We start from the raw sequence: 23912 nt of genomic DNA, 5'->3' as shown, positions 1-23912 counted from the left end.
AAACGCCGTTATTGGGTGATCTCCATGGACGAAAATACGCAGTCGTCGTTCAAGCGCTATGCTAGCAGTTCTTTCACGAATTTAAATGATTTATGAAAATCGGCTTTAGGATCTTTAATTTCACCCGACCCATCCTGATTGAGCTCTAAAGACCAGTGATATGGGTAACGCTGTTTCAATTGCTGTAGTTCGTCATAAGTTAATACCGTATAGCCGTGTTGTTTCATGTAAGAAGCAAATACCTCAAGTTTTGGTTCGGCTATAGTAGTAATAACCGCTCGGTCACAAAGATATTTAGCATAGTGCTGACCAATTTCTTTATTTTCTGTCTCAGCTGCTTGTAAAGCCGCCTCTACAACGTGAAGCGGCGCCTGCTGCGACACAATTGCACTACAAGTTTCAGATAAGTCATTAATAGTAGGATTATTCATAATGTTTTTACCTTTCTTTTTTAATTTTCAATGGCTTGTGCTATTTGTTTTGCGACCTGATGTGCACTAGGATCGGATTGAGTACGCAAGCCTTCTATAATGGCTAAGCGGTCATCAATGTTACGTTGCTGCATCAACTGCCTTTTTCCCAGTAGATTGTGAATAGTCAGCTCGATCCCAACGACATGCTGTTTTAAGCCGTCTATAAAATCTTTCGGTGCTTCTGCGACTTGCCATGGATCCGGTAATCCTGCTTCAAAACAATTAACGGATTGCTCAAAATGCGCCTTTATCCAACTGTCATCATCAATAAACTTGATGGAACACATGGCATGAACTGCCGTGTAAGCCCAACTAGGTTGAACTCGACCATTGATATGTCGTCTAGGTAACCAACCAGGTGAAATATAAGCGTCTGGTCCTTGGAAAATAACCATCACTTCATTAGTTTCAGCCACGCTTTTGTGCAAAGGATTTCCGCGTGCAATGTGTGTTTTCAGCACGCCTAGCTCTAAACCATGCCTATCTAAAGTAAAAGGCAGATGATCAGCACTCAATCCATAACTGCCATAGACGGTCAAAGCCCCCAGAGGGTTTTGCTCTATCAAGTCATGCAAAACAGAGATTCGATTTTCTTCAAATACTTTTTGTATATACATTGCTTGAATCTTATGAGTTCAAAGAAGACAAAGGCTCACTATAACCTTGTTCTTCAAGCTCCCGTTGTGCATGGTCGTTTTTCTTCAAGTCTGCTAATCCCATACCATTGAGAACACCAGGAGACTTAGTAAATTTAATATTCTCGTAGCTGACCACTTCGATATGATTGCCCCAAGGATCCAGAAAACCCAAAAATCGGCCAGGCAAAGGTTCAATATTGAATTGCTTTAATGCCTCACGAACCTTTTCTTTATCATCAACAACGAACCCAAAGTGACCTGGTTTGTGAGCTTGTTCTCCTTGGCTGCAAGTAAAGGCAATAAACTGATCACCCAGTTCAATCGATCCCTCAGTCTCTGATAACGGCCCGGGTTTAATGCGCATAAGCGCACCATAAAATGCAGCGGCTTCATTAATGTTACCAACTTCAATAGACACATGGTTGATCCCTACGGCTCTGGCCTTCTCTGTCATGATTCCCTCTTCATCAAATTTTTTTTAAGTTCAATTTGTCTACAACGATATCAAGTGCCGAAATAAATTTTTCGCAATGTTCGAGCTGTGAAATGGTTACTCTCAGCCAACCTTTTAAATTACTCTGTTCAAACGGACGTCTGATTAAAATACCCTGCTCTTGAAACAATTGTTCTATCTCTTTTGAATCGTATCCGGCAAACTGTACCAACATGAAATTGCCGTGAGTATCTTTGAAAGTCTGTTTTCTTTCGGTTAAAGCTTCTATCATATAGGCTTTTGCCTGCCTCATCTTCTCCTGAAAACGTTCAAGCACTTCAGGATGATCTAGCAGCCCATGCCGATAACGCACTAATCTCATATAGCGGTCTGACATTTGAAATATGGCCGATTAACTCTGTCTCTCCGATCAAAAAGCCGACTCTTGCTCCTGCCAATCCATGAGCTTTAGAAAGAGTTTGTGCCAAAATAACGTTCGGAAATTTCTGCAAGATATTCAGGTTTGCGCTTTGTTTTCCTTCTACATATAGATAGGCTTCATCAATCAGCAGCAACACACCCTTGTTATAAAGCGCTTCAGCCAAGCCATGCATTTGGGAATAAGATAAACGCGTGCCGACAAAACCACTCGGATCTTCTACAACCACTAATTTAGTATTTTCTTTGACTGCATCGATAATAGCCGCTACATCAGGTTTCCAATCTTCGGTGACCGGTGTGGACGAGATTGATACCCCAGCATACTTTGCGTAGTTTTCAAACATAAAGTAGCAAGGGTTATGTAAAACCACATGGTCTCCCTCTCTTAAGCATGCATCAAATAATGCTTTTATCGCCAGGTCTGAACCCGAGCCGAGGTAGATGTTGCGCTCTTCAACGCCAACCAGTTCGGCTATTTTTTTATATAAGTTATTTAGCACCGGATAATTACACAAATGCTCTGGTTTTAATGAGGCTCGAAACGCTTCAAAAAGATCTTCATCCATTGGATGGTGATTCTCATTTTTATCTAGCATCAAGTAATTGGGACGTTCTTCCAGATAGTTCCATAAGCTTTCCCTTTTATTTTCAACTACATGCTCTTTGATTACTGCTTGTATATTGAACATTTATTTTTTCCCTAACTTTTAAGAGTGAGCCATTTGTCCATCTAAGATGAGGATTTGCTTTCAATGGCTAGTGATTGTTTTATGCTGATTGCAACAAATAAAATTTGACCAATAGTAATTACAGCTGCGGTTGCAAGTGCGTATTGGAAGCCTAATTCATGTGCGTAAGAGATCACCATGGCGACAATCCCGATATGCACTGAGGATACGATATACTTAATACTACTTAGCCTACCTATCATGTGAGATGGCAGCTGTTTATGTAGCAGTGTGCGCCAGTAAATACCTGAGTAACTTTGAAACAAACCGATACTCACAATCGCGAGCGGCATCAAATAGACCGCCTGTTCTGTAAAACATAAACCCAGATAGATTAGAAAAGCGACCTGAATAGCGATAACATCGCTTAGAGAAGTACTTTTGTTCCTTATTTGCTTCGCAATAACAGCGCCACCAACAAACGCACCAATAGCGAATGAGGCATCTAATCCGGCAAGCCAGTATGTGCTGCCGTCAAATGCCTGACTGACGACGGAAACCAGCATAATGTTGAATATGGCTACAGTGACGAAGTCAAAATTACTTAGAACAAAATAGCGCATGTAGGGTTTACTAGCTTTAAACAACTGCCACAGGTTTTCTGGATCTTCACGTTTATCTATATCTGAAGGAGACTCAGCTAACGTCAAATTGGCTGTTGCTCGCCAGTAAAAAAAGCTCGCGGCACTATATAGACAGACGACAAATATCAAAATTGCTATAAAGTCAAATTTATCCAGCAACCAGGCAGATAAGGCCATACCAATCAACTGACCGCCCTGAAATGCGGAAGTCAGTGTACCGTTATCTTTTTCTAAGCGATCATGTTGAGAAAGAAGTGGTGTAACACTGAATAAGGCCATTTTTGAAATTGGCCCAAGAAAACTCAAAAACACCGATATTAGCAATAAAATCGACACAGACATGCCCAATTGCGTCAATGCCAATACACCTGCCAAACAAAAGACAACATGACAAACGGCTGAACCAATAAGCACCTTTTTAATACCTTGGTTATCAACCGACTTGCCAACCAATATTGGTAAAATGGTTGAGATCAAGATTTCAGCGATGAAAATTAAGCTTATTTGCCATATTTGACCTGTTTCATCATACATAAATTTGGCAAAGCTCAGTAGCAATATAGCTTTACCTATATTGATGAACAACTCTGCAATTGCTAACGACTTCATTCATGTTTCCCTTCAGTTAGATACAGTACTAAGTACTTGGATGAACCTATGGTTACACTACTTACCTACAACAAATTCAAGTTTCTGAATGGCTTCCTCTGCAATACTTAGCGCCTGTTCAGCACTGTCGCACAACACCAACACTGAGGCTGAGCGGTCGAAGCTGTTTCCTATTTGGGGCAATACTTCACCTGCCTGATGAGTGATAGATACATCTTCAACACCACTCCAATTTTTGATTTCTTCCTCGCCGTTCACTCGAATAACCTTTTTCCCAGGATGATCGTTGAGTTTAAATTTGATACACGCATGTTTACCGTTTAGTTTTGGTGTTAATTCGTCTTCATCGATAGGCAAACCCAAACTTTGCAGAGCTTGCAGACGATACATATCTATTCCTGTCGTCATCTGTACCAGGTCAAAAATTCTATCTCCACCTACTCGAGTGTGTGTTTCTATTAGCTCTATCTTTTCACCCAACATAATTTCGCTGTGCGTAATACCCGACACAACCCCTAGAGCAGGTAGCACCTTGGCAATGAATGCAGCAATTTTCTCGTGCTCATCGCTAGATAAACGGGCAGGCACCAAATGCCCTGTCTCGATAAAGCTTTGCGCATCTTTGAATTTTTCAGTGATTGCAAAAATATAGCATTTACCTTCTTGCATGAATGCTTCGACACTGAATTCGCGACCTTCGACAAACTGTTCCACCAGCACAGGGTAAACGTTGTCTAAGTTAGCGGTTTCAAGCTCTTTACGTTCTAGCGATCGAACATTTTCACTACCTGTACCAGCAACTGGTTTAACGATAACTTTATCTATTTGTGGATAAAGCTTGAAAAAATCATGTAAATCTTGCTCATTCTCCGCTATCGCCGATTGCACTTCTGTCAGGTTTTTTTCGCGTAAAATCCGGCGACTTAATTGTTTATCTCTCGTGTTGACTATAGCCCCCATTGACAAACTAAAAGGTAGCTCTAGAGCATTTGCAATAGTCAATGCATCAAGCTGGGCTCCATCATGAAAAGACACAACTGAATCGATTTTTTGTAGTTGATCAATTGAACGCGCTAAACTGATTAACTGAGTTGCAGACTCGTTGCTGTACATTAATATTCGCTCGCAACGATTGTGATCTTCAGTCGCATGCGTAAAATTAGGTACTTTTTTATACATCCAAGAAATAGCATATCCCTGTGCTTCCAGTGTCTTATGAGGTTGGCGAACATTGCCAATCACAAGAACGTGTTTCTTTTTCTGGGGTATACACTCGCTGTAAGGCAAAGGAGTATCGACAGATATTAGTTGTAACTGTCCAAACAACCTATCAATCAGATCTGTTAGTTCTTTAGCGGATTTGGCTTTTAATAATCCGGCTAACGGAATTTCACTTTCTTTATAAGTAACCGCTTTGACTAAAGGTTGTTGCATCGTAAGCTGATTCAGCATTACAATCTCTTCCTTGCCATAAAGAAACTCATGCCCCGACACCAAGCCATAGTTTCCTGGCAGCTGGTGTCCAGGCACAATAAACCACGCATATTTGTACCCGGTATCATAGTTAAGTTCGAATTTGAAGTCTGGGTCTAGCAACAATCCAAGTTCCAGTATCGATGGATGAATCCCTGTCTGTAGCGTCAACGTTTCAGCTATTCTAGCTCCCCCGATACGATGAGCGACTTCAAGAAACACCGGCCCTGTATCTGTTTGAATCGCTTCCAGGTGGAACGCCCCCAAAGATATATCAACCGCATTTAAGATTTGAAGCACCCAAGTTTTCATCTCTTCCGTGGTTTCTAACTGCACAGACCCTGCTGGATAGCCGTTGGCAAAATCCAGCAACGTATTGATATATTGGCTGACGACAATCATCTCTATTTGTCCGTTACGGATCATGCCGTCGATATGCAATACAGGACCAGATACAAATTCTTCAACTTCAAAGTTTTCAATCCGTTCAGGTGTTTCTTTATCAAGAGCCACAATTCCAGTTGTGCGATCTATAAGCGCCTGTTCCAAAACTTTCTGACTGTCAAACTTGACCACATCAACTGACGAAGCGCCATCCAGAGGCTTCAAAATAACTTGTGAAGAGGGAAGAATCGCTAGTCGTTCTGAGTTCATAAAATCGGACAAAGACATGTACTGCGGAGTACGAATATTTGCAGCGCCAACACAGTGTTTCATCACAATTTTGTTTCGAACTTTTTCGACATCGGCCACTTTAGGGCCCGCAATGTTGAGCTTTTCTCGTATCAAGGCAGCCTCAATCAATTCAAACTCATTAATTGAAACAACGTGATCAAAGCAAACATCAAGATTTTCTATTTGTTCGAGGACTTCTTTGTGTACAGCATCCACGCCGGGTCTTACTATTTTTGTACAACGTAGATCGGCAGGGATTTCATTCAGATTTTCTTCGATACCAATGTAGTAAACATTATGTAGTTCGTGATCGATGGACTGATGGTAAAGTACGTCAACATACCTAACTCGGTGTAAAATAAGTATATTCATTAGCTTTCACCCATTTCGAAAATTTGTTCAGTCAATTGTTGTGTAAGCATCAGGTACTCTTTCGGTTTTCCATTTAGCTCATAGTCTGGCCAGAAGAATTCAACATAACCCTCAAGTTCTGCGTTGCTGTATAGTGGATTGACCCGAGCTCCTTCGGATGTCCAAAGTTGTAGTCCAAACGCCTCTTTTGGTAACTCGTGCTGAGCCGGCAACTTAATTCGCTCAATCGTTCCTTGCTTAGCTTTCATAAATCCAATCGCAGCTAGTCCAGACATGTGATATGCAGGTACTTCAACTTCATCGTATAGATAAGAGCGAGAGTGAAGCTCGAGCATATTCACTCCGGCTATTTTCTCGAATATTTCAGGAATGCCGCCGCCTGGAGTACGCGCATTCAACTCCAGTAGGTAAATCTTGCCACTGTGATCAATCATAAATTCAACATGAGCTATACCATGTTCAACATCCAAGACTTCACAGGCTTTAAGCGCTGCTTGTTTAAGCGCTTCGTTATCAGATTCTATACTAGGTAAGGAATGGCCGATTTCAACGAAATGAGGCAACGGGGTCAGTTCTTTATCGGTCACTGCCAATACACGTCTTCCAGTTTTGGTATTTAGTACTTCAACCGAAAGCTCAATTCTAGCATCGACAAACTGTTCTATCTGATAGTCGTTATCTGCCATACCAAACTTACTACCATAATTTTCGGTCACTCGACGCAAGTTAGCAAAAGCACTAGCCAAATCATCTTTGCTAGCTACGTAGGTTACACCTTCACTACCCCCAGCGTTGGTCGGCTTTACAACTGCTGGAAAAGGAAAATCTTCAGCAAGGGTCGCTAGCTGCTCAAGGTGATTAAAACGTGCAAACTTCGGAACGTTCAACCCACCTGCATGTGCAGCCTTACGCATTTCAAATTTGTTGCGGGTTAATGTCAGCGCTTTTTCAGACAAATAATTTAAATTATAGTACTGAGCGATACGAGCTCCCGGGGCTATCGTCATTTCTGTCAATGGAACAACTGCGCCCGGTTGCATTCCTTCTCGCTCGGCAAAGGCCTGTACTGCAACCAGAGCTTGTTCAATGTTTTCTGGGTTACCCTCAATCACTAGATCAGCGTAACGGTTTCCATTAACATAACCACTTGGGGCCATGATCGCTATTTTCATGTTGGTTGCCCTAGCCGTAGCAACCAATGCACGAAATCTGTTTTTCTCTGTTCCTAGTAACAAGCAGTACTTTGAATACATTGACTTTTCCTTAAAAACTCTTCGCAAATTAACTTTGTGTTATTCAACAAGCGCCAACACCCTGCAAGGGCTTCCTGAACCACCAACGATGGGAAGCGGCGCTATCATGATCACTGCACCTGTTGGCGGTAACTTTGCTAGGTTCTTCAACTGAGTCAGGCCATATTTTCCCGCCCCATGAAAGTACCAGTGTACGGGGTAAGGTTGTTCAAATTTTCCAGCTTGACCTGCGTCGGTTCCAACAGTCTCCACCCCGATACCTATAATTGGTGTTTGCTCAGCCAACCATTTTGCACAAGCTTCACTTACCCCTGGAGTATGGCCATGATTAAGAAAGGTATCAGCATCTGAGTCTCGACTGTCCCAACCTGAGCGGAATAGCAACCAACCACCTTCAGGTAAAGGTCCATGGACTTCGCACCATTGATCGACATGTTCACGTTCGAGTAAAAAATCTGGGGCTGTTACTTGATCAGATACATCAATTACAACGGCAGGCGCGACCAAGTGCCCAGGAGGTACACTTGAGACATCGATAGAATCTTTACCTGACCGCCAATGAACAGGGGCATCAAAATGAGTCCCTGTATGCTCGGACATCTGGATATTATTCCAATAAACTTCTTTGCCTTTTTCGTCATAACGGCTTATTTTTTCCAACTTAAAAGGCCAAGGTTGCCCTCGTTCAGGCGGCAAACGGATCACAGGTGTTTCCGTTGACAACGGCGCTGTAAGGTCAAATACCTCAACTTTCCCCTGCATGAACTTCGCATAGATTGAAGATGTCATAGTATTAAGATTTCCTTATTCTCATTATGGGTTTAATAGACAGGGGTTGAATATTCAGATGCCGAATTCGACATCACCTCGTCTTCATAAGCAACCTGAAGCTTACGGGTCATCAAACCTGGACGCCCGTCCCCAATAGACTTTCGGTCAACACTAATCACAGGAACGATTTCAGCGAGAGTGCCACAGGTGAAAACTTCATCAGCCAAATACAACTCGGTACGATCAATTTCTCTTCGTTCACATTCAACCGAAAACTTATCCTTCGCTAGTCTTATAATGCTGTCTACTGTAATCCCTTCAAGTACGCCTGCTGAACCTGGCGGCGTGATCAGTCGGTTATTTTTGACCATCATGATGCAAGATCCAGGGCCTTCAGCCACAGTGCCTCTGTGATTTAGAAAAAACGCAGTATCAAAACCATTTCGCATCGCTTCATGCTGAGCTAAGCGGCTATTATGGTAATTTGCTCCTGTTTTAATCCTCGGTGGCATTGAATCGTCACTGATTCGTCTCCAAGTTGAAAATGAAGCCGTCATCCCTGTTTCATAACGCGCAGACCTTGGCATAGGTAATGCTGTAATATGCATACCAGTGTCTTCGGTATAAATAAGCGGATCGAAGTTTTTCCCCATCGCAAAATAAGGAGCGATAACCAGATGCACATGTCGCTTAAAGTTGTTTTTTCGTACTAGGTCGATGCAAGCTTCAACAATCTCTTGATCTGTGAAAGTGACAGGCATGTCAACACACTTCATGGAATCGCGCAGGCGCTTGATATGCTCTCGTATCCGATACATATACATTTGCTTATCCGTTTTATTCCAATAGACTCGCACACCTTCAAAAACATTTGCGCCCCAAAAAGCGCCCTGCGTTCTGGCATGTAAGGTACACTTTTCCCAAGGCACGCATTCACCATTTAGCCATGCGAATTCTGGCGTATTGTGGGTAGACGACATAAGTTAATCTCCGTTTATGATGCTTCACGCTGAAACGTTAAGGAATCAGTACCGCTGACTTTTTCCAGGATTAAACTAAGAGACGGTGCGTTATCAAGCAGGTAATGTCCGGCTAAATGGCCATCAGGACGGATAACAAACAATGAATCTTGTTTTTCTGTCAGAGTTTCAAAAAACAGAATATCGTCGTAAGTAACACTGATAAGTCTCTCATCCACTTTTGGCGAGAAATATCCTTTTGGTACAGCAGCAACCAAACTAAAATCCAAACCATTATAGGTGTGGCTTTGCTTATTTAAATACTGCTTCACCTTATTTGGATCTGCGCAAAAAAGACAAACAAACCCTTCTCCGAACAACTTACGTAAGCGGCTTTTTTCTCCGTCGATATAAACCACTACATCCGGAGCGAACGCACCGACATAGGGTGTCCGATGGTTATAATCAATCAAACTAGAAGATTCGTAGGTAAAAGGTTCTGTCATTTTCCCGTGATTCACTTGCTTACGAAACGGTTTCCAGACTTCTGAAATTCTCAGCACGGTGTCACGCCAGATTTGCTTCAAAGGTGTTGGCGGGACCATGAACTGTATCGTGGCTTCCGTCAGTCTCAAATTCTCTTTCGCTGCAAGGAACCTTTCCTCATGATAAGTATCCAACAATTCATCCCCTGCGCTTCCTCTAATTACTAGCGCCAATTTCCATGCCAGGTTGTCTGCGTCTTGAATCCCGCTGTTCATGCCGCGAGAGCCATAAGGTGGAAATGAGTGAGCCGCATCACCAGCAAAAAACAGTCGATTGAGTCTGAACTTCTCCACGACTCGCTGGTTAAAACGATAGGTACTGATCCAGTCAATCTGATACGGAATATCACCGATGACAGACTTGATACGCTTGTCTAGTTGGCCATTTTTCTTTTCAGCTTCAATATCCGCATCTGGAGGCAATTGCCAGTCGATGCGCCATATATTGTCGGGCTGAGGATGCATCACCAACTGACGGCCTGGATTAAACTGAGGATCAAAATGAAAGTGACGTTCTTTGGTTAAAGCAATATTTGCTTTAATATCAGTAATTAAAAAACGATCTTGGTGAGTGTATCCGGTAAAGTTAACCCCTGTCAGATCGCGTAACGTGCTTCTAACTCCATCGCAGGCAATTACATAATCAAATTCTAGGGTCTCCGTTTCGGTACAGTGTTTTACCTCTAGCTTAACCTTGTCCTGTTGTTGTGAATAACCAACGACTTCACTTGACCACCTGAGTTCACATAAGGGATTAGCTTCCAACAGCTTAACGAGCTCTTGCTCTATACGGTATTGGGAAATATTGACAAATTCACCATAACCGGGGCGTTCGGGGTATTCTTGGGTGATCCTTTCAACATTTCGAATATAGGTGTGCGCTATCCGCCAATGAATCCCTTCTTTTGCAATCTGTTCTCCACATCCGACTTTATCAAGTACTTCTAGCGCATCGCCGTGGATCAGGCAGGCTTTAGAACCTTTTCGAAGCAGATAAGAGGCTTTATCCATCACGATGCTCGTAATACCGAATGAAGCCAGTCGAGCTGATAAAATCAGGCCAACTGGACCTGCGCCAATAATAGCAATCTTGGTTTTATTTGAACTATTCATCTTAGTAATCTACTCATCAAGCTGGGTTTCAAAAACAGGGATGTCTTTGACAAAAGCCAAATAAGGAGTGCCTTCCGTGTAACCAGTACCCGAGCCCTCACCCAACATCTTCATCGCAAGACCATAATGGGTTTGCTTCCAACGTTTCAGCGTCGTAGCAAAACTTTTCATGGCTTGTTTGACCTCACCAAAGTCGTTGCTATTGAAACGACCACTCTGTTGCGCTTGACTTAATGCAAGGTCTAAGTTATTTGGCCGCGCCAACAGTTTTTCTTGAACTTCAGGGACAGAGCCGTAAGCAATAGAGTTCAACCGATCCTCATCCGGTTGTCTGCATAGTGATTCAATACGCTTGTAGTTTCTTGATTGGATCGCGCTTGCGCCTTCAGTATATGCACGAAACACCTTAAAGGATTCTGCACGCATAGAAGACAATAAATGGAAAAAACCGATGGCTTCTTTAATTTTTTTCTCGCAACTTTCGACCAGAATACTTGTCTGGCTAGGCGAATCAGCGCAAGCTTCAATTGCCTCCCTCAAACCAACTGCAATCCAAGAGAAAGTGTATTCGAACGTTTGTAAGACCCGAATGAACATATATTCGTCGTGAATGAGATAGACGGGTAAATTAGTTGTCATCAGCATTTGCTCATCGTTGTGTGTCTTCCTTTGCTCTACTGCGGCAATAAAATGTTTTGCTGATTCGATAACATATTCCGATGAAATATAGGACAACTTAGCCCGTTGTACGTATGGAGTCACCGCTTTTAGAGCCATAGCACAACGTTTTTCAACTAAAGTACGTTCTGGCAACTGATGTCTAAAATTTTCCTCTGTTTCTAACCCGCCAAGTTCAAATTTGAGTAGATCCGCCGTAAGCAGTAACGTCATACGGTCAATGTGGGATTGCGCTTCTGAGTATGCTTTAATCCCTGTCTGGTCATCAGGCATGTTTAACAGTTCAAGCGCCAGATAAGAGCGGTAGTCATAAGTACCGTCGTATTTATCCAACAAGACATTCAAAAAACGTGTGACTTGTTCGATTTCCTCACGGTTTAATTTTGCGTACTCTTTTCTAGTAATATTCAACAGCTCGATAAAATATTCAGGAACGAAATGTTTACCTGTCTTATGATACATGCGAACAACATCCTGATATGGGAAGGTTGTTTTATTTTCCTTGGCAAACCGCAATATGGTGTGAATGCTAAGATTAATAGTGATTTTTTCTGAATCACTGTAATCACAAAGCAAACTAGTAAATTTTGGATGCTCAAGTTCTAATATATCCAGCACAGTAAAACTTTCCTTTTATTATAATTTATTGAAATAATTAACTTATATTCACCATATTTGGGTTTTGAAGTACGCGCAAATCAATCTACATGTTTGAACAACTTCGTCTGCCGTATTAAAGTGATGAAACGCAAGTCTGAGCATCTCACCTCGCGGGCTTGTAATTATCTTGTGCTGCTTTAAGTACCTGTCCAATGCAGGAACATTTGGAACAAGAAAAGCAATATGCGCCGAAAATAATGTTCCGGGGACCTTTACGATTGTCACGTCGCCTTTTTCCAAAATGTCGATAGCAAGTTCAACTAATGTCTGAATATGCAGCCGACCTTGCTCAAAATCTAAAGTCAAAAGCGCAGTTAAGGCGCTGCTTGCCGCATAAAGCGCGGGCACAGCAGGAGTTCCGGTTTCAAATCGTTTGGCGCAATCGGGGAAATCCACCAACGATGGGTTAAAAGCAAATGGCTCTTTACGTCCTTGCCACCCAGTCAGCCCCAGTGCAACGGTGTTACAAATGCCATCTTTTACATAAAGGAATGCAATACCTGGCAAACCTAACATGTACTTCATGCTGCCGCAGATCAGGTAATCACAATTCAATTCACTGACATTAATTTTTTCAGCGCCTAGTCCTTGGTATGCATCGACTAATATTGGAACTTGTGATTGATTAGCAAGTTCTGTTATTAATTTGACCGGGTATCGTCTACCTGTGCGGAAACTGGCTAACGGTACTGAAACTAAACATGTATTGCTGCCCAACATTGCGCGGGTAATGGTGACAAAACTTTCATCTGAAACCTGACTTTCTATGCAACGCGTGACGAGTCCACGACTCGCTTGTTGCAACCAAACATGGGACAGAGACGGAAATTCATCTTCCGTGCAAAGAATTTGTTCTCCGGAATTGGCTACTAGCGTTGAAATAACCTGATAAGCAGCTATCGTTGCGTTTGGCAAAATCGCTATTTGTGATGCATCTGCGTCTATAAACTCAGCAAACAAGCGCCTGGCCTGTTCGGTTTGCTGCTCGAAATACACCCACGCCAGCTCATTTTTTGCCATATCACCTAGCATCGTTTCCATCGCTGCATCAAGGAACTGAGAACGAGGAGAAATACTACAACTGGCAAGATGGACAAGGCCATGCAGCCCGCTAAAATAATTGTCCCGAAATGCTTGAGGTGAATACATAGCGACTAATAACTGTTTGTATTAGTCATTTCGGTACGCAATTCCCACAGTTCTGGAAAGAATTGCTTATTCATCAGCACCGTCAGTTTTTCAACCGGAGTTCCCTTGGTGCCTATCGTGTTAAGTCCGATAGTACGTACTGCGATTTTATAATGTCTGCTGCGCCATAAACTGACCATTTTATCCCAGCTCACCATTTCTTCCATTAGGAAATAAAGCGGCGACTTGTCTTCCTCGGTATAAACGCCCATCAGGTCGATACTCATAGACTTAACAATACGAATAAAAGTTTGATGGAGTTCCCGCCCAACTGATTGCAACCGCCTCCAGCCTGGAGATTCGAAGCCTGAGCCGTTGCCTAATGCAAGTCTTACTTTCTGAAAGTCATACGGAGTCATGTATTTGAACATTTCGAGTTGCTTAGTAATTAACTCAATAGGATAGCTGGATCGCTTAATTAACTCGGTTGCAGCAACAAAGTCTTTCTTGGATAGCTTTTTTATCGCTTCAGCCAACTCACTATTGCTCAGTTTCAGCCAAAGCTCAGTAGATTGATGAACCACCTGAAACAATAATTCATCGCGGTGGAGCATCTTTTCTGGCGTTACTTGCAAATTGAGCAGCGTAGGAATGCGCATATACTTCTCATAATCGCTATCCCCTTCACCAGACAGTACACTTGTTGAATAATCCCTATTTCCTATCACGTTCTTTATCTTTCTCAAAAACGGATCAAAGCCAGCCTTTTATTTGCAAAATATCAGCCGTCAATGTAGTGAATTAATAATTCGAACGGGCGTCAATGTATATAAAATAGCGACAAATCGCAACATAAAAAAAACAAAAACAACAAAAAACATACAGTTAAATAACTTAATGCGTATTTCGGTGATTGTGATTGCCTGTTTCCGCTTTTTCTCTCTCTTCCTATTTTTACGCCGCTGTTTTTCAAGTTAGTTGTCGCTAAAATCGCATTTATTTTTCTATATTTTCAGAAAATCAATTAAACGCTGACTTTTGCAGTGGCTTTCTTCACGCTGGCCTGATGTTTTGCACTCTGGATGGCGATGATAAAAAACGGGGATTCGTGTTTTTGCTGGGAGGGGGCTGTCATGGCGTGCCTGTGCGGGCACGGTGGTGTATACCGACAATCGACACCCACCGGTTATGCAAGCATTGAATTGACACGGTTTGCGACCATATATCCGGCGTCATTGTGGGCTAAATCACCTGCGCCATGATGTCATACGAACCCTGTTTTCTTATCACTACATAGGTATGTCGCTATCTTGGTCAAGAACAGGTTAATACAGGGACGGTAGCCGTTTTCTCATCAGTGTTTGCAAACTCAATAAAACGTCTCTTTGAACCTCATTAATTCACGGCTTTCTTCATAATAAAATCAACATCATCCTTTAAGATATGCTAGGGGCTGTTGACGTTTTGAGTTCATCATTTATTCAGCCCACATTGGCAACCAGACAATAATAATGCCAGTGCCAACATGCTGGCGTAATTCCGTTCAAGTTTGTCGTATCTTGTTGCTATCGCAAGAAAATGTTTGATTCTGGCAAAGGCATTTTCCTCCAAATGTCGGTAACGATATAAACATTTGTCAATTTTTTGACCTGATTTTCGGCTATTTTTGCGATAAGGGATCACCGGAACCGACTTTTGTTCTTCGATAACACGTCTCAAACGCTGACTGTCATATCCCTTATCAGCAATTAAAAAATCGGATAAAGGTGACTGAGATACAAGACTTTCCGCATGAACAATATCATTGACCTGACCACCAGACAGTTCAAAATGTACAGGTAAACCGTAACTGTCTACAGCCAAATGGATTTTGGTTGAACGTCCTCCACGACTTTGACCCATTGCTTCATCCGCTTCAGAAGTCGCTCCGGCACTATGCTGATAGGCTCGAACAATACTCCCGTCAATGAACAACCACTATGAATCAGAATATCTAGATAGCCAATTGAACATTAAATACAAAACACCCTTTTTTGACCAAGCGTTAAAACGTTGAAAGACGCTATTCCATTTTCCGAATTCGGAAAGCAGGTCGCGCCACGGAATGCCTATTCTCATACGATAAAGAATGCCTTCAAGCGCCTGACGATGTTTTGTTTTGTGGTAAATAAATCCAGTATGGCGCATGAATGCAGATAGCTTATTCCATTGTGTATCTGTTAACATAGTTCGCAGCATGATGGTGAGGTCTGGTTATTTTTTGGCGAAAACGATTATACCAAATCATGTTGTTCAATAATTCCTCTCAAAACGTCAACAGCCCCTAACAGAATGATGTCATAATCCCGCTTTCCGGAAGGGTTACCGCGATCAATTGCTGCCAATAACCTGAGCAGATCGTCTTTTTTCCAGACAGAGGGTATTTTGGTTTGCTTGCGTGTCTGCATACAGGGAAGCGAATCAGAGAAATGTGTGGCAATTCTCTTTTCGTTATAAAGAAACCGAAGAAAACATCGGAGTTCGCAGGGAACGAACTGTCCAGCTCCAGCACCCAATTGACTTTCCTCTCCATAATTGCCACATTCAGCGCGTCCAGTGCATCGTGCTGCCCTCTGCCTGGTCTGAACCCATACGAGAAGCCGAGAAAATCGGTCTCGTAGATTTGATTTAAGACCGTGACAACCGCTTGCTGCACGATTTTGTCCTCCAGACACAGTATACTCAATGGCCTTTCTGTCCCGTCCTCTTTCAGGATCCTCACCTGCCTTGTCGGCTGGGGTCTGTATTGCCCACGATGAAGTCTGCCGTGGAGCGCATGGAGGTTATTTTGCAGATTCTCTGCATAGTTTTCCCATGTGATACCCTCGCAGCCCGGTGCAGATTGACGTTTAAGTTGCTGAAAAATCTGACATCACAGTTCTTCACTGATGTGATAAAAAAGGTGAGTAAGCTGTTGTTTCCTATTCTTCTTTGCTGCTTTTCGCACAGCCAGCAAGCGTAACGTCGTATTGACAAAGATGGAATTTGAAATTTTCGATGCTAAAGAACCTATTTTTAACGGGATTTTTTAACGATCTGAGGCCACTTCACAGCGGCCTCATAGATAAATATTTCTTATCAACGCTTACTTACCAGCAAGTAAATCTTTCACAGCATCACCGATGTCTGCCAAGCTACGAACAGTTTTCACGCCTGCTGCTTCCAGAGCAGCGAATTTTTCGTCCGCCGTTCCTTTACCACCTGCAATGATGGCGCCAGCATGCCCCATACGCTTACCTTTTGGTGCAGTCACACCCGCGATGTAAGCAACAACCGGCTTAGTGACGTGTTCTTTAATATAAGCCGCCGCTTCTTCTTCTGCCGTTCCACCAATTTCACCAATCATTACGATGGCTTCTGTTTGCGGATCTTCCTGAAACAGTTTCAGAATATCAATGAAGTTAGAACCTGGAATTGGGTCGCCACCGATACCAACACAGGTAGATTGCCCTAAACCGGCATCCGTTGTCTGTTTTACCGCTTCATAAGTCAGTGTTCCTGAGCGGGAAACAATGCCAACTTTGCCTGCTCGATGAATGTGTCCCGGCATAATACCGATCTTACATTCATCTGGCGTAATGACTCCCGGACAGTTAGGGCCGATCATACGCACACCTGCTTCATCCAATTTTACTTTAACCGCCAGCATATCCAGCGTTGGGATACCTTCAGTAATCGTGATGATCAGTTTAATACCAGCGTCGATCGCTTCCAGAATAGAATCTTTACAGAATGGCGCAGGAACATAGATAACAGAAGCCGTTGCCCCTGTTGTGTCTACCGCTTCACGAACGGTATTGAAAACAGGTAACCCTAGATGTTCAGTACCACCTTTACCCGGCGTTACCCCACCAACCATTTGGGTACCATAAGCAATCGCTTGCTCTGAATGGAAAGTACCTTGGCTGCCAGTGAAACCCTGACAGATAACTTTGGTGTTTTTATCAATTAAAATAGACATTATTTATTTTGCCCCCACTGCTGCTACTGCTTGCTTAGCTGCATCTGTCAAGCTGGTTGCGGCAATGATATTTAAACCACTGTCAGCCAGTTTTTTCGCGCCCAGATCAGCATTGTTCCCTTCCAAACGAACAACAACCGGTACGTGAACTCCTACTTCTTCCACCGCACCAATAATACCGTCAGCAATCAGGTCACAACGAACGATACCACCAAAGATATTAACCAATACCGCTTTCACATTTTCATCTGACAGGATAATTTTAAACGCTTCTGTCACACGCTCTTTGGTTGCGCCACCACCTACATCAAGGAAGTTAGCTGGCGCGCCGCCATGCAATTTAACGATATCCATCGTTCCCATTGCCAAACCTGCACCGTTTACCATGCAACCAATATTGCCATCCAGCGCGACATAGTTCAGCTCCCACTGCGCCGCCTGAGCTTCACGCGGATCTTCCTGAGATGGGTCATGCATTTCACGCAGTTCAGCCTGACGGAACAGTGCGTTACCATCAGCGCCTAATTTGCCATCCAGACAAATCAAATCACCTTGAGTCGTGATAACCAATGGGTTAATTTCAACCAGAGCCAGATCGCGTTCCAGGAACAGATTTGCCAACCCTAAGAAAATTTTAGTGAACTGGCTGACTTGTTTACCGGTTAAACCCAATTTAAATGCCAGTTCACGCCCCTGATAAGACATAGGGCCAATTAGTGGGTCGATAATCGCTTTATGAATCAGTTCCGGGGTCTCTTCCGCAACTTTTTCAATTTCAACACCACCTTCAGTAGAAGCCATGAACACTACACGACGTGTACCACGATCAACCACAGCACCAAGATACAGCTCCTTCGCAATATCAGTTGCCGCTTCCACTAAAATCTGACGAACAGGCTGCCCTTGCGCATCTGTTTGGTAAGTGACCAGACGTTTGCCCAGCCATTGTTCAGCGAAAGCGCGAATTTCTTCCTTACTGTTAACCACTTTCACGCCGCCCGCTTTACCGCGACCGCCAGCGTGAACCTGACACTTCACCACCCAAGGGCCAGCGCCGATTTTAGATGCAGCTTCTTCTGCTTCACGCGGTGTCGTGCAGGCATAACCAGCCGGAGCGGGTAAACCATACCGTGCAAAAAGCTGTTTTGCCTGATACTCGTGTAAATTCATGATGTTCTATCCATAGTTAGTCTGATAAGAGCAAATTAGCAAATTGCTCCCTTATTTTTTTGTTGCTCTGGATATAGCCAATCTCTAAAGATTGGCTGTTCATATACATTTGTTTACTTCAGACTGGGCAGATATTAGCGCGTATCTGCCCTGATTATGTTGCTATACGTCCAGCAGCAAACGTGCAGGATCTTCCAGCATTTCTTTGATGGTCACCAGGAAGCCTACAGACTCACGCCCGTCAATCAGACGGTGGTCATAAGACAGTGCCAGATACATCATTGGAAGGATCTCCACCTGACCATTAACCGCCATTGGCCGATCTTTAATAGCATGCATTCCAAGAATCGCACTCTGTGGTGGATTAATGATTGGTGTAGACATTAAGGAGCCGAATACACCGCCATTGGTAATGGTAAAGTTACCACCCGTTAGCTCTTCAACGGTCAATTTGCCGTCGCGGCCTTTGATAGCCAGCTCTTTAATGCGTTTTTCGAGATCAGCCATGCTCAACGCATCCGCATCACGCAGTACTGGCGTTACCAGACCACGTGGTGTCGATACCGCAATACTGATATCGAAATAGTTGTGGTAAACCACATCAGAGCCATCAATAGAAGCATTCACTTCTGGATAGCGTTTCAGTGCTTCAACCACGGCTTTCACATAGAAAGACATAAAGCCCAGACGCACACCGTGGCGTTTTTCAAACGCTTCGCCGTACTGCTTACGCATTTCCTGAATTGGCTTCATGTTAACTTCGTTAAATGTTGTCAACATCGCCGTGTTGTTTTTCGCTTCCAGCAGACGTTCAGCCACACGTTTACGCAGGCGAGTCATTGGAACACGTTTTTCACTGCGGTGTGGCAACAGAGAATCCTGGACAGAAGAAACAGGGGCTTCTGCTGGCTTGCTAGCCACTTTTTCGTTATCAGCCATGTATTTTTCCACGTCTTCACGGACGATACGTCCACCAACACCACTGCCTTTAATCGCTTTAGCATCAAGATTATGCTCTGCAATCAAACGGCGGACCGCCGGGCTGAGCGCATCATTGCTCTCTTCTTCTAAACCGGCAGTCTGGCGTTTCGCCAAAGTTGCTTCTGTTTTTTCTTTTATTTCTGTCGGCTTGCCAGTGCTATCGCCCAGACGGATACGACCAAGAAGCTGACGGGATAGAACGGTGGCATCTTTCACTTCCAAAATAGCTTCTAAAACACCCGCTTCACTGGCAGGCACTTCCAGCACAACTTTATCTGTTTCGATTTCAACCAGCACTTCATCACGCTCAACACGGTCACCCTCTTTTTTGTGCCAAACTGCCACAGTGGCATCAGCAACAGACTCAGGCAGATCCGGAACCAGAATATCTACGCTACTCATTTTATATCCTTTATTTATTCAACGTTCAGTGCGTCATTAACCAGCTCTTGTTGTTGTTGCTGGTGAACTGACGTATATCCAACTGCCGGGGAAGCAGACGCAGGACGACCTGCATAACGTAAAGAAGCCCCGAACGGGATCACTTCACGGAAGTTGTGCTGACTGCAATACCAGGCCCCCTGATTTAATGGCTCTTCCTGGCACCAGACAAAATCATGTACATGAGCATACTGTTCCAGTGTTGACTGAACATCCTGATGAGGGAACGGATATAGTTGCTCAATACGCACAATAGCGACATCAGTTTGTTCATTTTTACGGCGTTGCTCTAACAGGTCGTAGTAGACTTTACCTGAGCAGAGTACAACCCGTTTAACACCTTTCGGATCAAACTCATCAATTTCACCAATAACCGTCTGGAATTTACCATTAGCCAGTTCATCCAGGCTGGAAACGGCTAATGGATGACGCAACAGCGATTTTGGCGACATAACGATCAACGGACGACGCATACCGCGCAAAGCCTGACGGCGAAGCATGTGGTAGACCTGAGCTGGCGTTGATGGTACACAAACCTGCATGTTCTGTTCTGCGCATAGTTGAAGATAACGCTCCAAACGGGCTGATGAGTGTTCAGGCCCCTGCCCTTCATAACCATGCGGCAACAACATCACCAGACCGCACATACGGCCCCATTTTTGCTCACCAGAGCTGATGAATTGGTCAATAACAACCTGTGCACCGTTGGCAAAATCACCAAATTGAGCTTCCCAGATTGTCAGAGCACGAGGTTCTGTTGTTGCATAACCATACTCAAACGCCAACACCGCCTCTTCAGACAGAACAGAATCCCAAACATTAAATGCTCCCTGACCGTTATGAACGTTCGCCAGAGGAACATAAACAGAACCGTTAGCCTGATTATGGATAACTGCATGACGATGGAAGAAAGTACCACGGCCGGCATCTTCACCAGACAAACGTACCGGAACCCCTTCATCCACCAAAGTGGCATAGGCCAATGTTTCTGCGGCACCCCAATCGAACAATTTATCACCGTTCGCCATCTCTGCACGGTCGTTATAAATTTTCGCTACACGGGAGTGCATTGTCACTTCTTCCGGGACAGAACTGATGCGTCTGCCCAGATCTTGCAAACGCTTAACATCAACTTTATGCAGGTACTCTTCATCCCATTCGTGATTAAGATAAGGTTCCCAAGTAAATGAATGCAGCCCCATTGAGCGCCATTCATCAACGACGCAATCACCACGGTCGAGCGCATCACGATACAGGTTAACCATCTCAGTCACATCATCGACTGATATCAGCTTTTCCGCCACCAGCTTGTCACCATAGATTTTACGTGGCGTTGGGTGTTTCTTAATTTTCTGATACATCATTGGCTGAGTGGCACTTGGCTCATCAGCTTCGTTATGACCATGACGGCGATAGCAGACCAGATCGATCATCACATCGCATTTGAAGGTATTACGGAAATCCAACGCCAAACGGGTAACAAATGCCACCGCTTCTGGATCATCTGCATTAACATGGAAAATCGGCGCCTGTACCATTTTGATAATATCAGTACAGTATTGTGTTGAACGGGCATCTTTCGGGTTAGACGTTGTGAAACCGATCTGGTTATTGATGATGATACGAATTGTACCCCCCACTTCATAACCACGAGCTTGAGACATGTTCAGGGTTTCCTGCACCACTCCCTGGCCGGTAACAGCAGCATCACCGTGGATAGTGATTGGCAATACCATATTACTGCGGCCTTCATCCAGACGGTCACGGCGGGCACGTACTGAACCAATAACCACAGGGCTGACAATCTCAAGGTGAGATGGGTTAAATGCTAACGCCAAATGAACCTTAGCACCCTCAGTAGCAAAATCAGACGAGAAACCTTGATGATATTTCACGTCACCGGTACCAAGATGCTCTTTATGCTTACCGGCAAACTCATCAAACAGATCTGCCGGTTTTTTACCTAAGATATTAACCAAGACGTTGAGGCGACCACGGTGAGCCATTCCTAGTACGACTTCTCGTGTGTCATGTTTACCCGCATGACGGATAAGATCCTTCAACATCGGGATAAGCGCATCACCACCCTCAAGAGAGAAACGTTTCGCTCCCGGAAACTTCGCTCCCAGATAACGCTCCAAACCTTCGGCTGCCGTCAGTTCCGCCAGAAAACGCTGCTTTTCCTCTACGCTAAACTGAGAATTGACAGTAACAGATTCCAGACGCTGCTGAATCCAACGTTTTTCTTCCGTATTGGTGATATGCATGTATTCAGCACCAATAGAACCGCAATAAGTGCGTTTCAGTGCTTCATACAAATCAGCCAATTTCATCGTCTCTTTACCGATAGCAAAAGAACCTACGTTAAATGTCTCTGCAAAATCAGCTTCCGTCAGATTATGGAAAGCAGGATCTAAATCAGGAACACTATCCTGTTTCCATAATCCCAACGGGTCAAGGTTCGCATTTTGATGACCGCGGAAGCGGAATGCATTGATGAGCTGCAAAACTTTAACTTGTTTTGCATCCATTGCCGGATCGCTGACAGAGGAATGATAACGCGTAGTATCTTTCGCAAGACGGCGGAAGTAATCACGCGTCTGCGAGTGGAGTTGTTCACCGCTGAGTCCCGCATTCGGCAATTGTTGGAAAATCTCTCTCCAACTTGCATCAACGGAGTTTGGATCGGTTATATAGTCTTCATAGATCTGCTCTACGTAAGACTGGTTTGAACCAGCCAGGAAGCTTGAATCCAGCCAGTCCTTCATTGCGCCGTTCTGCATTGTGATCCCTTAAGCTTTAAAAGCTTTAGTTTTCGCCGTGGTTAACTATTACCGTTTAAATACGGTATCGATAAAAGGTTCATTTGGACGTGCTTTATGCATGTTCTCTTTTGGGTTTCAGAACCCTTCAAGGAACCTTTAAAAACGGTTAGGCTGTTTTTAAAGGTTCCTCACTTCAAGCTTTTGTCATCATTAGCAGTTGGCAACTCATTATTCTTCAATTCTTTGTGCCCTCCACAGAGAAAATCTCGCGGAGGGCAGACCTATTATGCACTATGTTTCAGCAACATAGACTTAATATGGCCAATAGCTTTTGTTGGATTCAACCCCTTGGGGCACACACTGACACAATTCATGATGCTATGGCAACGGAAAACACTGAAAGCATCATTCAGCTTGTCTAATCGTGAAGCCGTTTCAGTATCACGGCTGTCAATCAGGAAGCGATATGCTGCCAGTAAGCCCGCAGGTCCGATAAATTTATCAGGATTCCACCAGAATGACGGACAAGAAGTTGAACAACAAGCACACAGAATACACTCGTACAGACCATCGAGTTTTTCCCTTTGTGCAGGCGATTGTAAATGTTCACGTGCCGGCGGGTTTTTGCCGTCATTTAGCAAATATGGGCGAATCTTCTCATATTGCGCATAGAATTGCCCCATATCTACAACCAGGTCACGAATAACCGGCAAGCCTGGCAACGGACGGATAACAATTTTCTTGCTACCACGCCGTAAAGCCGAAACAGGCGTAATACAGGCCAGACCATTTTTACCGTTCATGTTGAGGCCGTCAGAACCACAAACACCTTCACGGCAAGAACGACGGAAAGAGAGTGTTGGGTCCTGCTCTTTAAGCTGGATCAACGCATCCAGCAACATCATGTCACGCCCTTCTTCTGCTTCCAGCGTGTAATCCTGCATACGAGGAGCGCTGTCAACATCCGGGTTGTAACGATAAATCGAAAATTCAAGTTTCATAATCTATTCCTCCGCAACTGG

Annotated in this window: 21 protein-coding genes and 2 pseudogenes; 1 reads left to right on the top strand and 22 read right to left on the bottom strand. The window is 43.8% G+C overall.

All coding sequences use genetic code 11. The features are described 5' to 3' along the window. Positions 1–56: 56 nt before the first annotated feature. From ACGF5R_RS14180 to ACGF5R_RS14115, 14 genes are read right to left on the bottom strand one after another with little or no spacing between them, the layout of a single operon-like run. Entirely contained in the window at positions 57–431 is a 375-nt protein-coding gene (locus ACGF5R_RS14180) for a hypothetical protein (RefSeq protein ID WP_011145751.1), read from the bottom strand. A gap of 20 nt (positions 432–451) precedes the next feature. Then, positions 452–1090 (bottom strand): FMN-binding negative transcriptional regulator, encoded by a 639-nt coding sequence (locus ACGF5R_RS14175; RefSeq protein ID WP_387691364.1) that lies wholly within the window; start codon positions 1088–1090, stop codon positions 452–454. Between the two features lie 10 nt (positions 1091–1100). Further along, complete coding sequence (locus ACGF5R_RS14170; RefSeq protein ID WP_262980787.1) at positions 1101–1565, bottom strand: VOC family protein; 465 nt, start codon at positions 1563–1565, stop codon at positions 1101–1103. Positions 1566–1578: 13 nt separating this feature from the next. Next, on the bottom strand, positions 1579–1857 hold the full coding sequence (locus ACGF5R_RS14165; RefSeq protein ID WP_387691362.1) for a hypothetical protein: 279 nt from the start codon (positions 1855–1857) through the stop codon (positions 1579–1581). Between the two features lie 25 nt (positions 1858–1882). Next, entirely contained in the window at positions 1883–2674 is a 792-nt protein-coding gene (locus tag ACGF5R_RS14160; RefSeq protein ID WP_387691360.1) for an aminotransferase class I/II-fold pyridoxal phosphate-dependent enzyme, read from the bottom strand. A gap of 41 nt (positions 2675–2715) precedes the next feature. After that, positions 2716–3906, bottom strand: a complete 1191-nt coding sequence (locus ACGF5R_RS14155) for an MFS transporter (protein ID WP_387691358.1) — start codon at positions 3904–3906, stop codon at positions 2716–2718. 57 nt (positions 3907–3963) lie between these two features. Then, positions 3964–6426 carry an ATP-grasp domain-containing protein gene (locus ACGF5R_RS14150; RefSeq protein ID WP_262980790.1) on the bottom strand — a complete coding sequence of 821 codons (2463 nt, stop codon included), beginning with the start codon at positions 6424–6426 and terminating at the stop codon, positions 3964–3966. Then, a complete protein-coding gene (locus tag ACGF5R_RS14145; RefSeq protein ID WP_262980791.1) occupies positions 6426–7679 on the bottom strand; it encodes an acetyl-CoA carboxylase biotin carboxylase subunit family protein in 1254 nt (417 codons plus the stop codon). Before ACGF5R_RS14145 ends, ACGF5R_RS14150 begins: the two co-directional genes overlap by 1 nt. Before the next feature lie 39 nt (positions 7680–7718). After that, entirely contained in the window at positions 7719–8468 is a 750-nt protein-coding gene (locus ACGF5R_RS14140) for a cyclase family protein (RefSeq protein WP_262980792.1), read from the bottom strand. 32 nt (positions 8469–8500) lie between these two features. Beyond that, positions 8501–9430: a branched-chain-amino-acid transaminase gene (gene ilvE / locus ACGF5R_RS14135; protein ID WP_262980793.1), complete on the bottom strand. Its 930-nt coding sequence runs from the start codon at positions 9428–9430 to the stop codon at positions 8501–8503. Between the two features lie 14 nt (positions 9431–9444). Further along, complete coding sequence (locus ACGF5R_RS14130; protein ID WP_387691355.1) at positions 9445–11067, bottom strand: FAD-dependent oxidoreductase; 1623 nt, start codon at positions 11065–11067, stop codon at positions 9445–9447. Between the two features lie 9 nt (positions 11068–11076). Further along, complete coding sequence (locus ACGF5R_RS14125) at positions 11077–12363, bottom strand: hypothetical protein (protein WP_387691353.1); 1287 nt, start codon at positions 12361–12363, stop codon at positions 11077–11079. Positions 12364–12411: 48 nt separating this feature from the next. Further along, positions 12412–13554, bottom strand: coding sequence for an aminotransferase class V-fold PLP-dependent enzyme (locus tag ACGF5R_RS14120; protein WP_387691351.1), 1143 nt, complete (start codon positions 13552–13554; stop codon positions 12412–12414). 5 nt (positions 13555–13559) lie between these two features. After that, the gene (locus ACGF5R_RS14115) at positions 13560–14261 is read right to left on the bottom strand and encodes a tryptophan 2,3-dioxygenase family protein (RefSeq protein WP_387691349.1); all 702 of its coding nucleotides are present in this window, start codon (positions 14259–14261) and stop codon (positions 13560–13562) included. Positions 14262–14666: 405 nt separating this feature from the next. Here ACGF5R_RS14115 and ACGF5R_RS14110 point away from each other — a divergent pair, with 405 nt between their 5' ends. Further along, positions 14667–14795 carry a hypothetical protein gene (locus ACGF5R_RS14110; RefSeq protein WP_387691347.1) on the top strand — a complete coding sequence of 43 codons (129 nt, stop codon included), beginning with the start codon at positions 14667–14669 and terminating at the stop codon, positions 14793–14795. A gap of 215 nt (positions 14796–15010) precedes the next feature. Here ACGF5R_RS14110 and ACGF5R_RS14105 read toward each other — a convergent pair. The 8 genes and pseudogenes from ACGF5R_RS14105 to ACGF5R_RS14070 form a co-directional block, all read right to left on the bottom strand. Beyond that, positions 15011–15771 (bottom strand): annotated as a pseudogene (locus ACGF5R_RS14105) (IS5 family transposase). A 35-nt stretch (positions 15772–15806) separates the two neighbouring features. Next, a complete protein-coding gene (locus ACGF5R_RS14100) occupies positions 15807–16088 on the bottom strand; it encodes a hypothetical protein (protein WP_387691375.1) in 282 nt (93 codons plus the stop codon). 41 nt (positions 16089–16129) lie between these two features. Next, positions 16130–16228: pseudogene (locus tag ACGF5R_RS14095) on the bottom strand (hypothetical protein); the annotation flags it as partial. Positions 16229–16657: 429 nt separating this feature from the next. Further along, complete coding sequence (sucD, locus tag ACGF5R_RS14090) at positions 16658–17533, bottom strand: succinate--CoA ligase subunit alpha (protein WP_262980800.1); 876 nt, start codon at positions 17531–17533, stop codon at positions 16658–16660. 3 nt (positions 17534–17536) lie between these two features. Next, on the bottom strand, positions 17537–18703 hold the full coding sequence (sucC, locus tag ACGF5R_RS14085; RefSeq protein ID WP_112895774.1) for an ADP-forming succinate--CoA ligase subunit beta: 1167 nt from the start codon (positions 18701–18703) through the stop codon (positions 17537–17539). Positions 18704–18865: 162 nt separating this feature from the next. Beyond that, a complete protein-coding gene (gene odhB, locus ACGF5R_RS14080) occupies positions 18866–20086 on the bottom strand; it encodes a 2-oxoglutarate dehydrogenase complex dihydrolipoyllysine-residue succinyltransferase (RefSeq protein WP_262980801.1) in 1221 nt (406 codons plus the stop codon). A gap of 14 nt (positions 20087–20100) precedes the next feature. Continuing rightward, the gene (gene sucA, locus ACGF5R_RS14075) at positions 20101–22908 is read right to left on the bottom strand and encodes a 2-oxoglutarate dehydrogenase E1 component (protein ID WP_112876194.1); all 2808 of its coding nucleotides are present in this window, start codon (positions 22906–22908) and stop codon (positions 20101–20103) included. A 266-nt stretch (positions 22909–23174) separates the two neighbouring features. Next, on the bottom strand, positions 23175–23891 hold the full coding sequence (locus tag ACGF5R_RS14070) for a succinate dehydrogenase iron-sulfur subunit (RefSeq protein WP_036780842.1): 717 nt from the start codon (positions 23889–23891) through the stop codon (positions 23175–23177). Positions 23892–23912: the final 21 nt, after the last annotated feature.

This window comes from Photorhabdus sp. RM71S, assembly GCF_042879355.1.
Taxonomy (GTDB): Bacteria; Pseudomonadota; Gammaproteobacteria; order Enterobacterales; family Enterobacteriaceae; genus Photorhabdus; species Photorhabdus kayaii.
The sequence above is the reverse complement of the archived record's forward strand: the minus strand, read 5'-3'. Positions and strand labels throughout refer to the sequence as shown.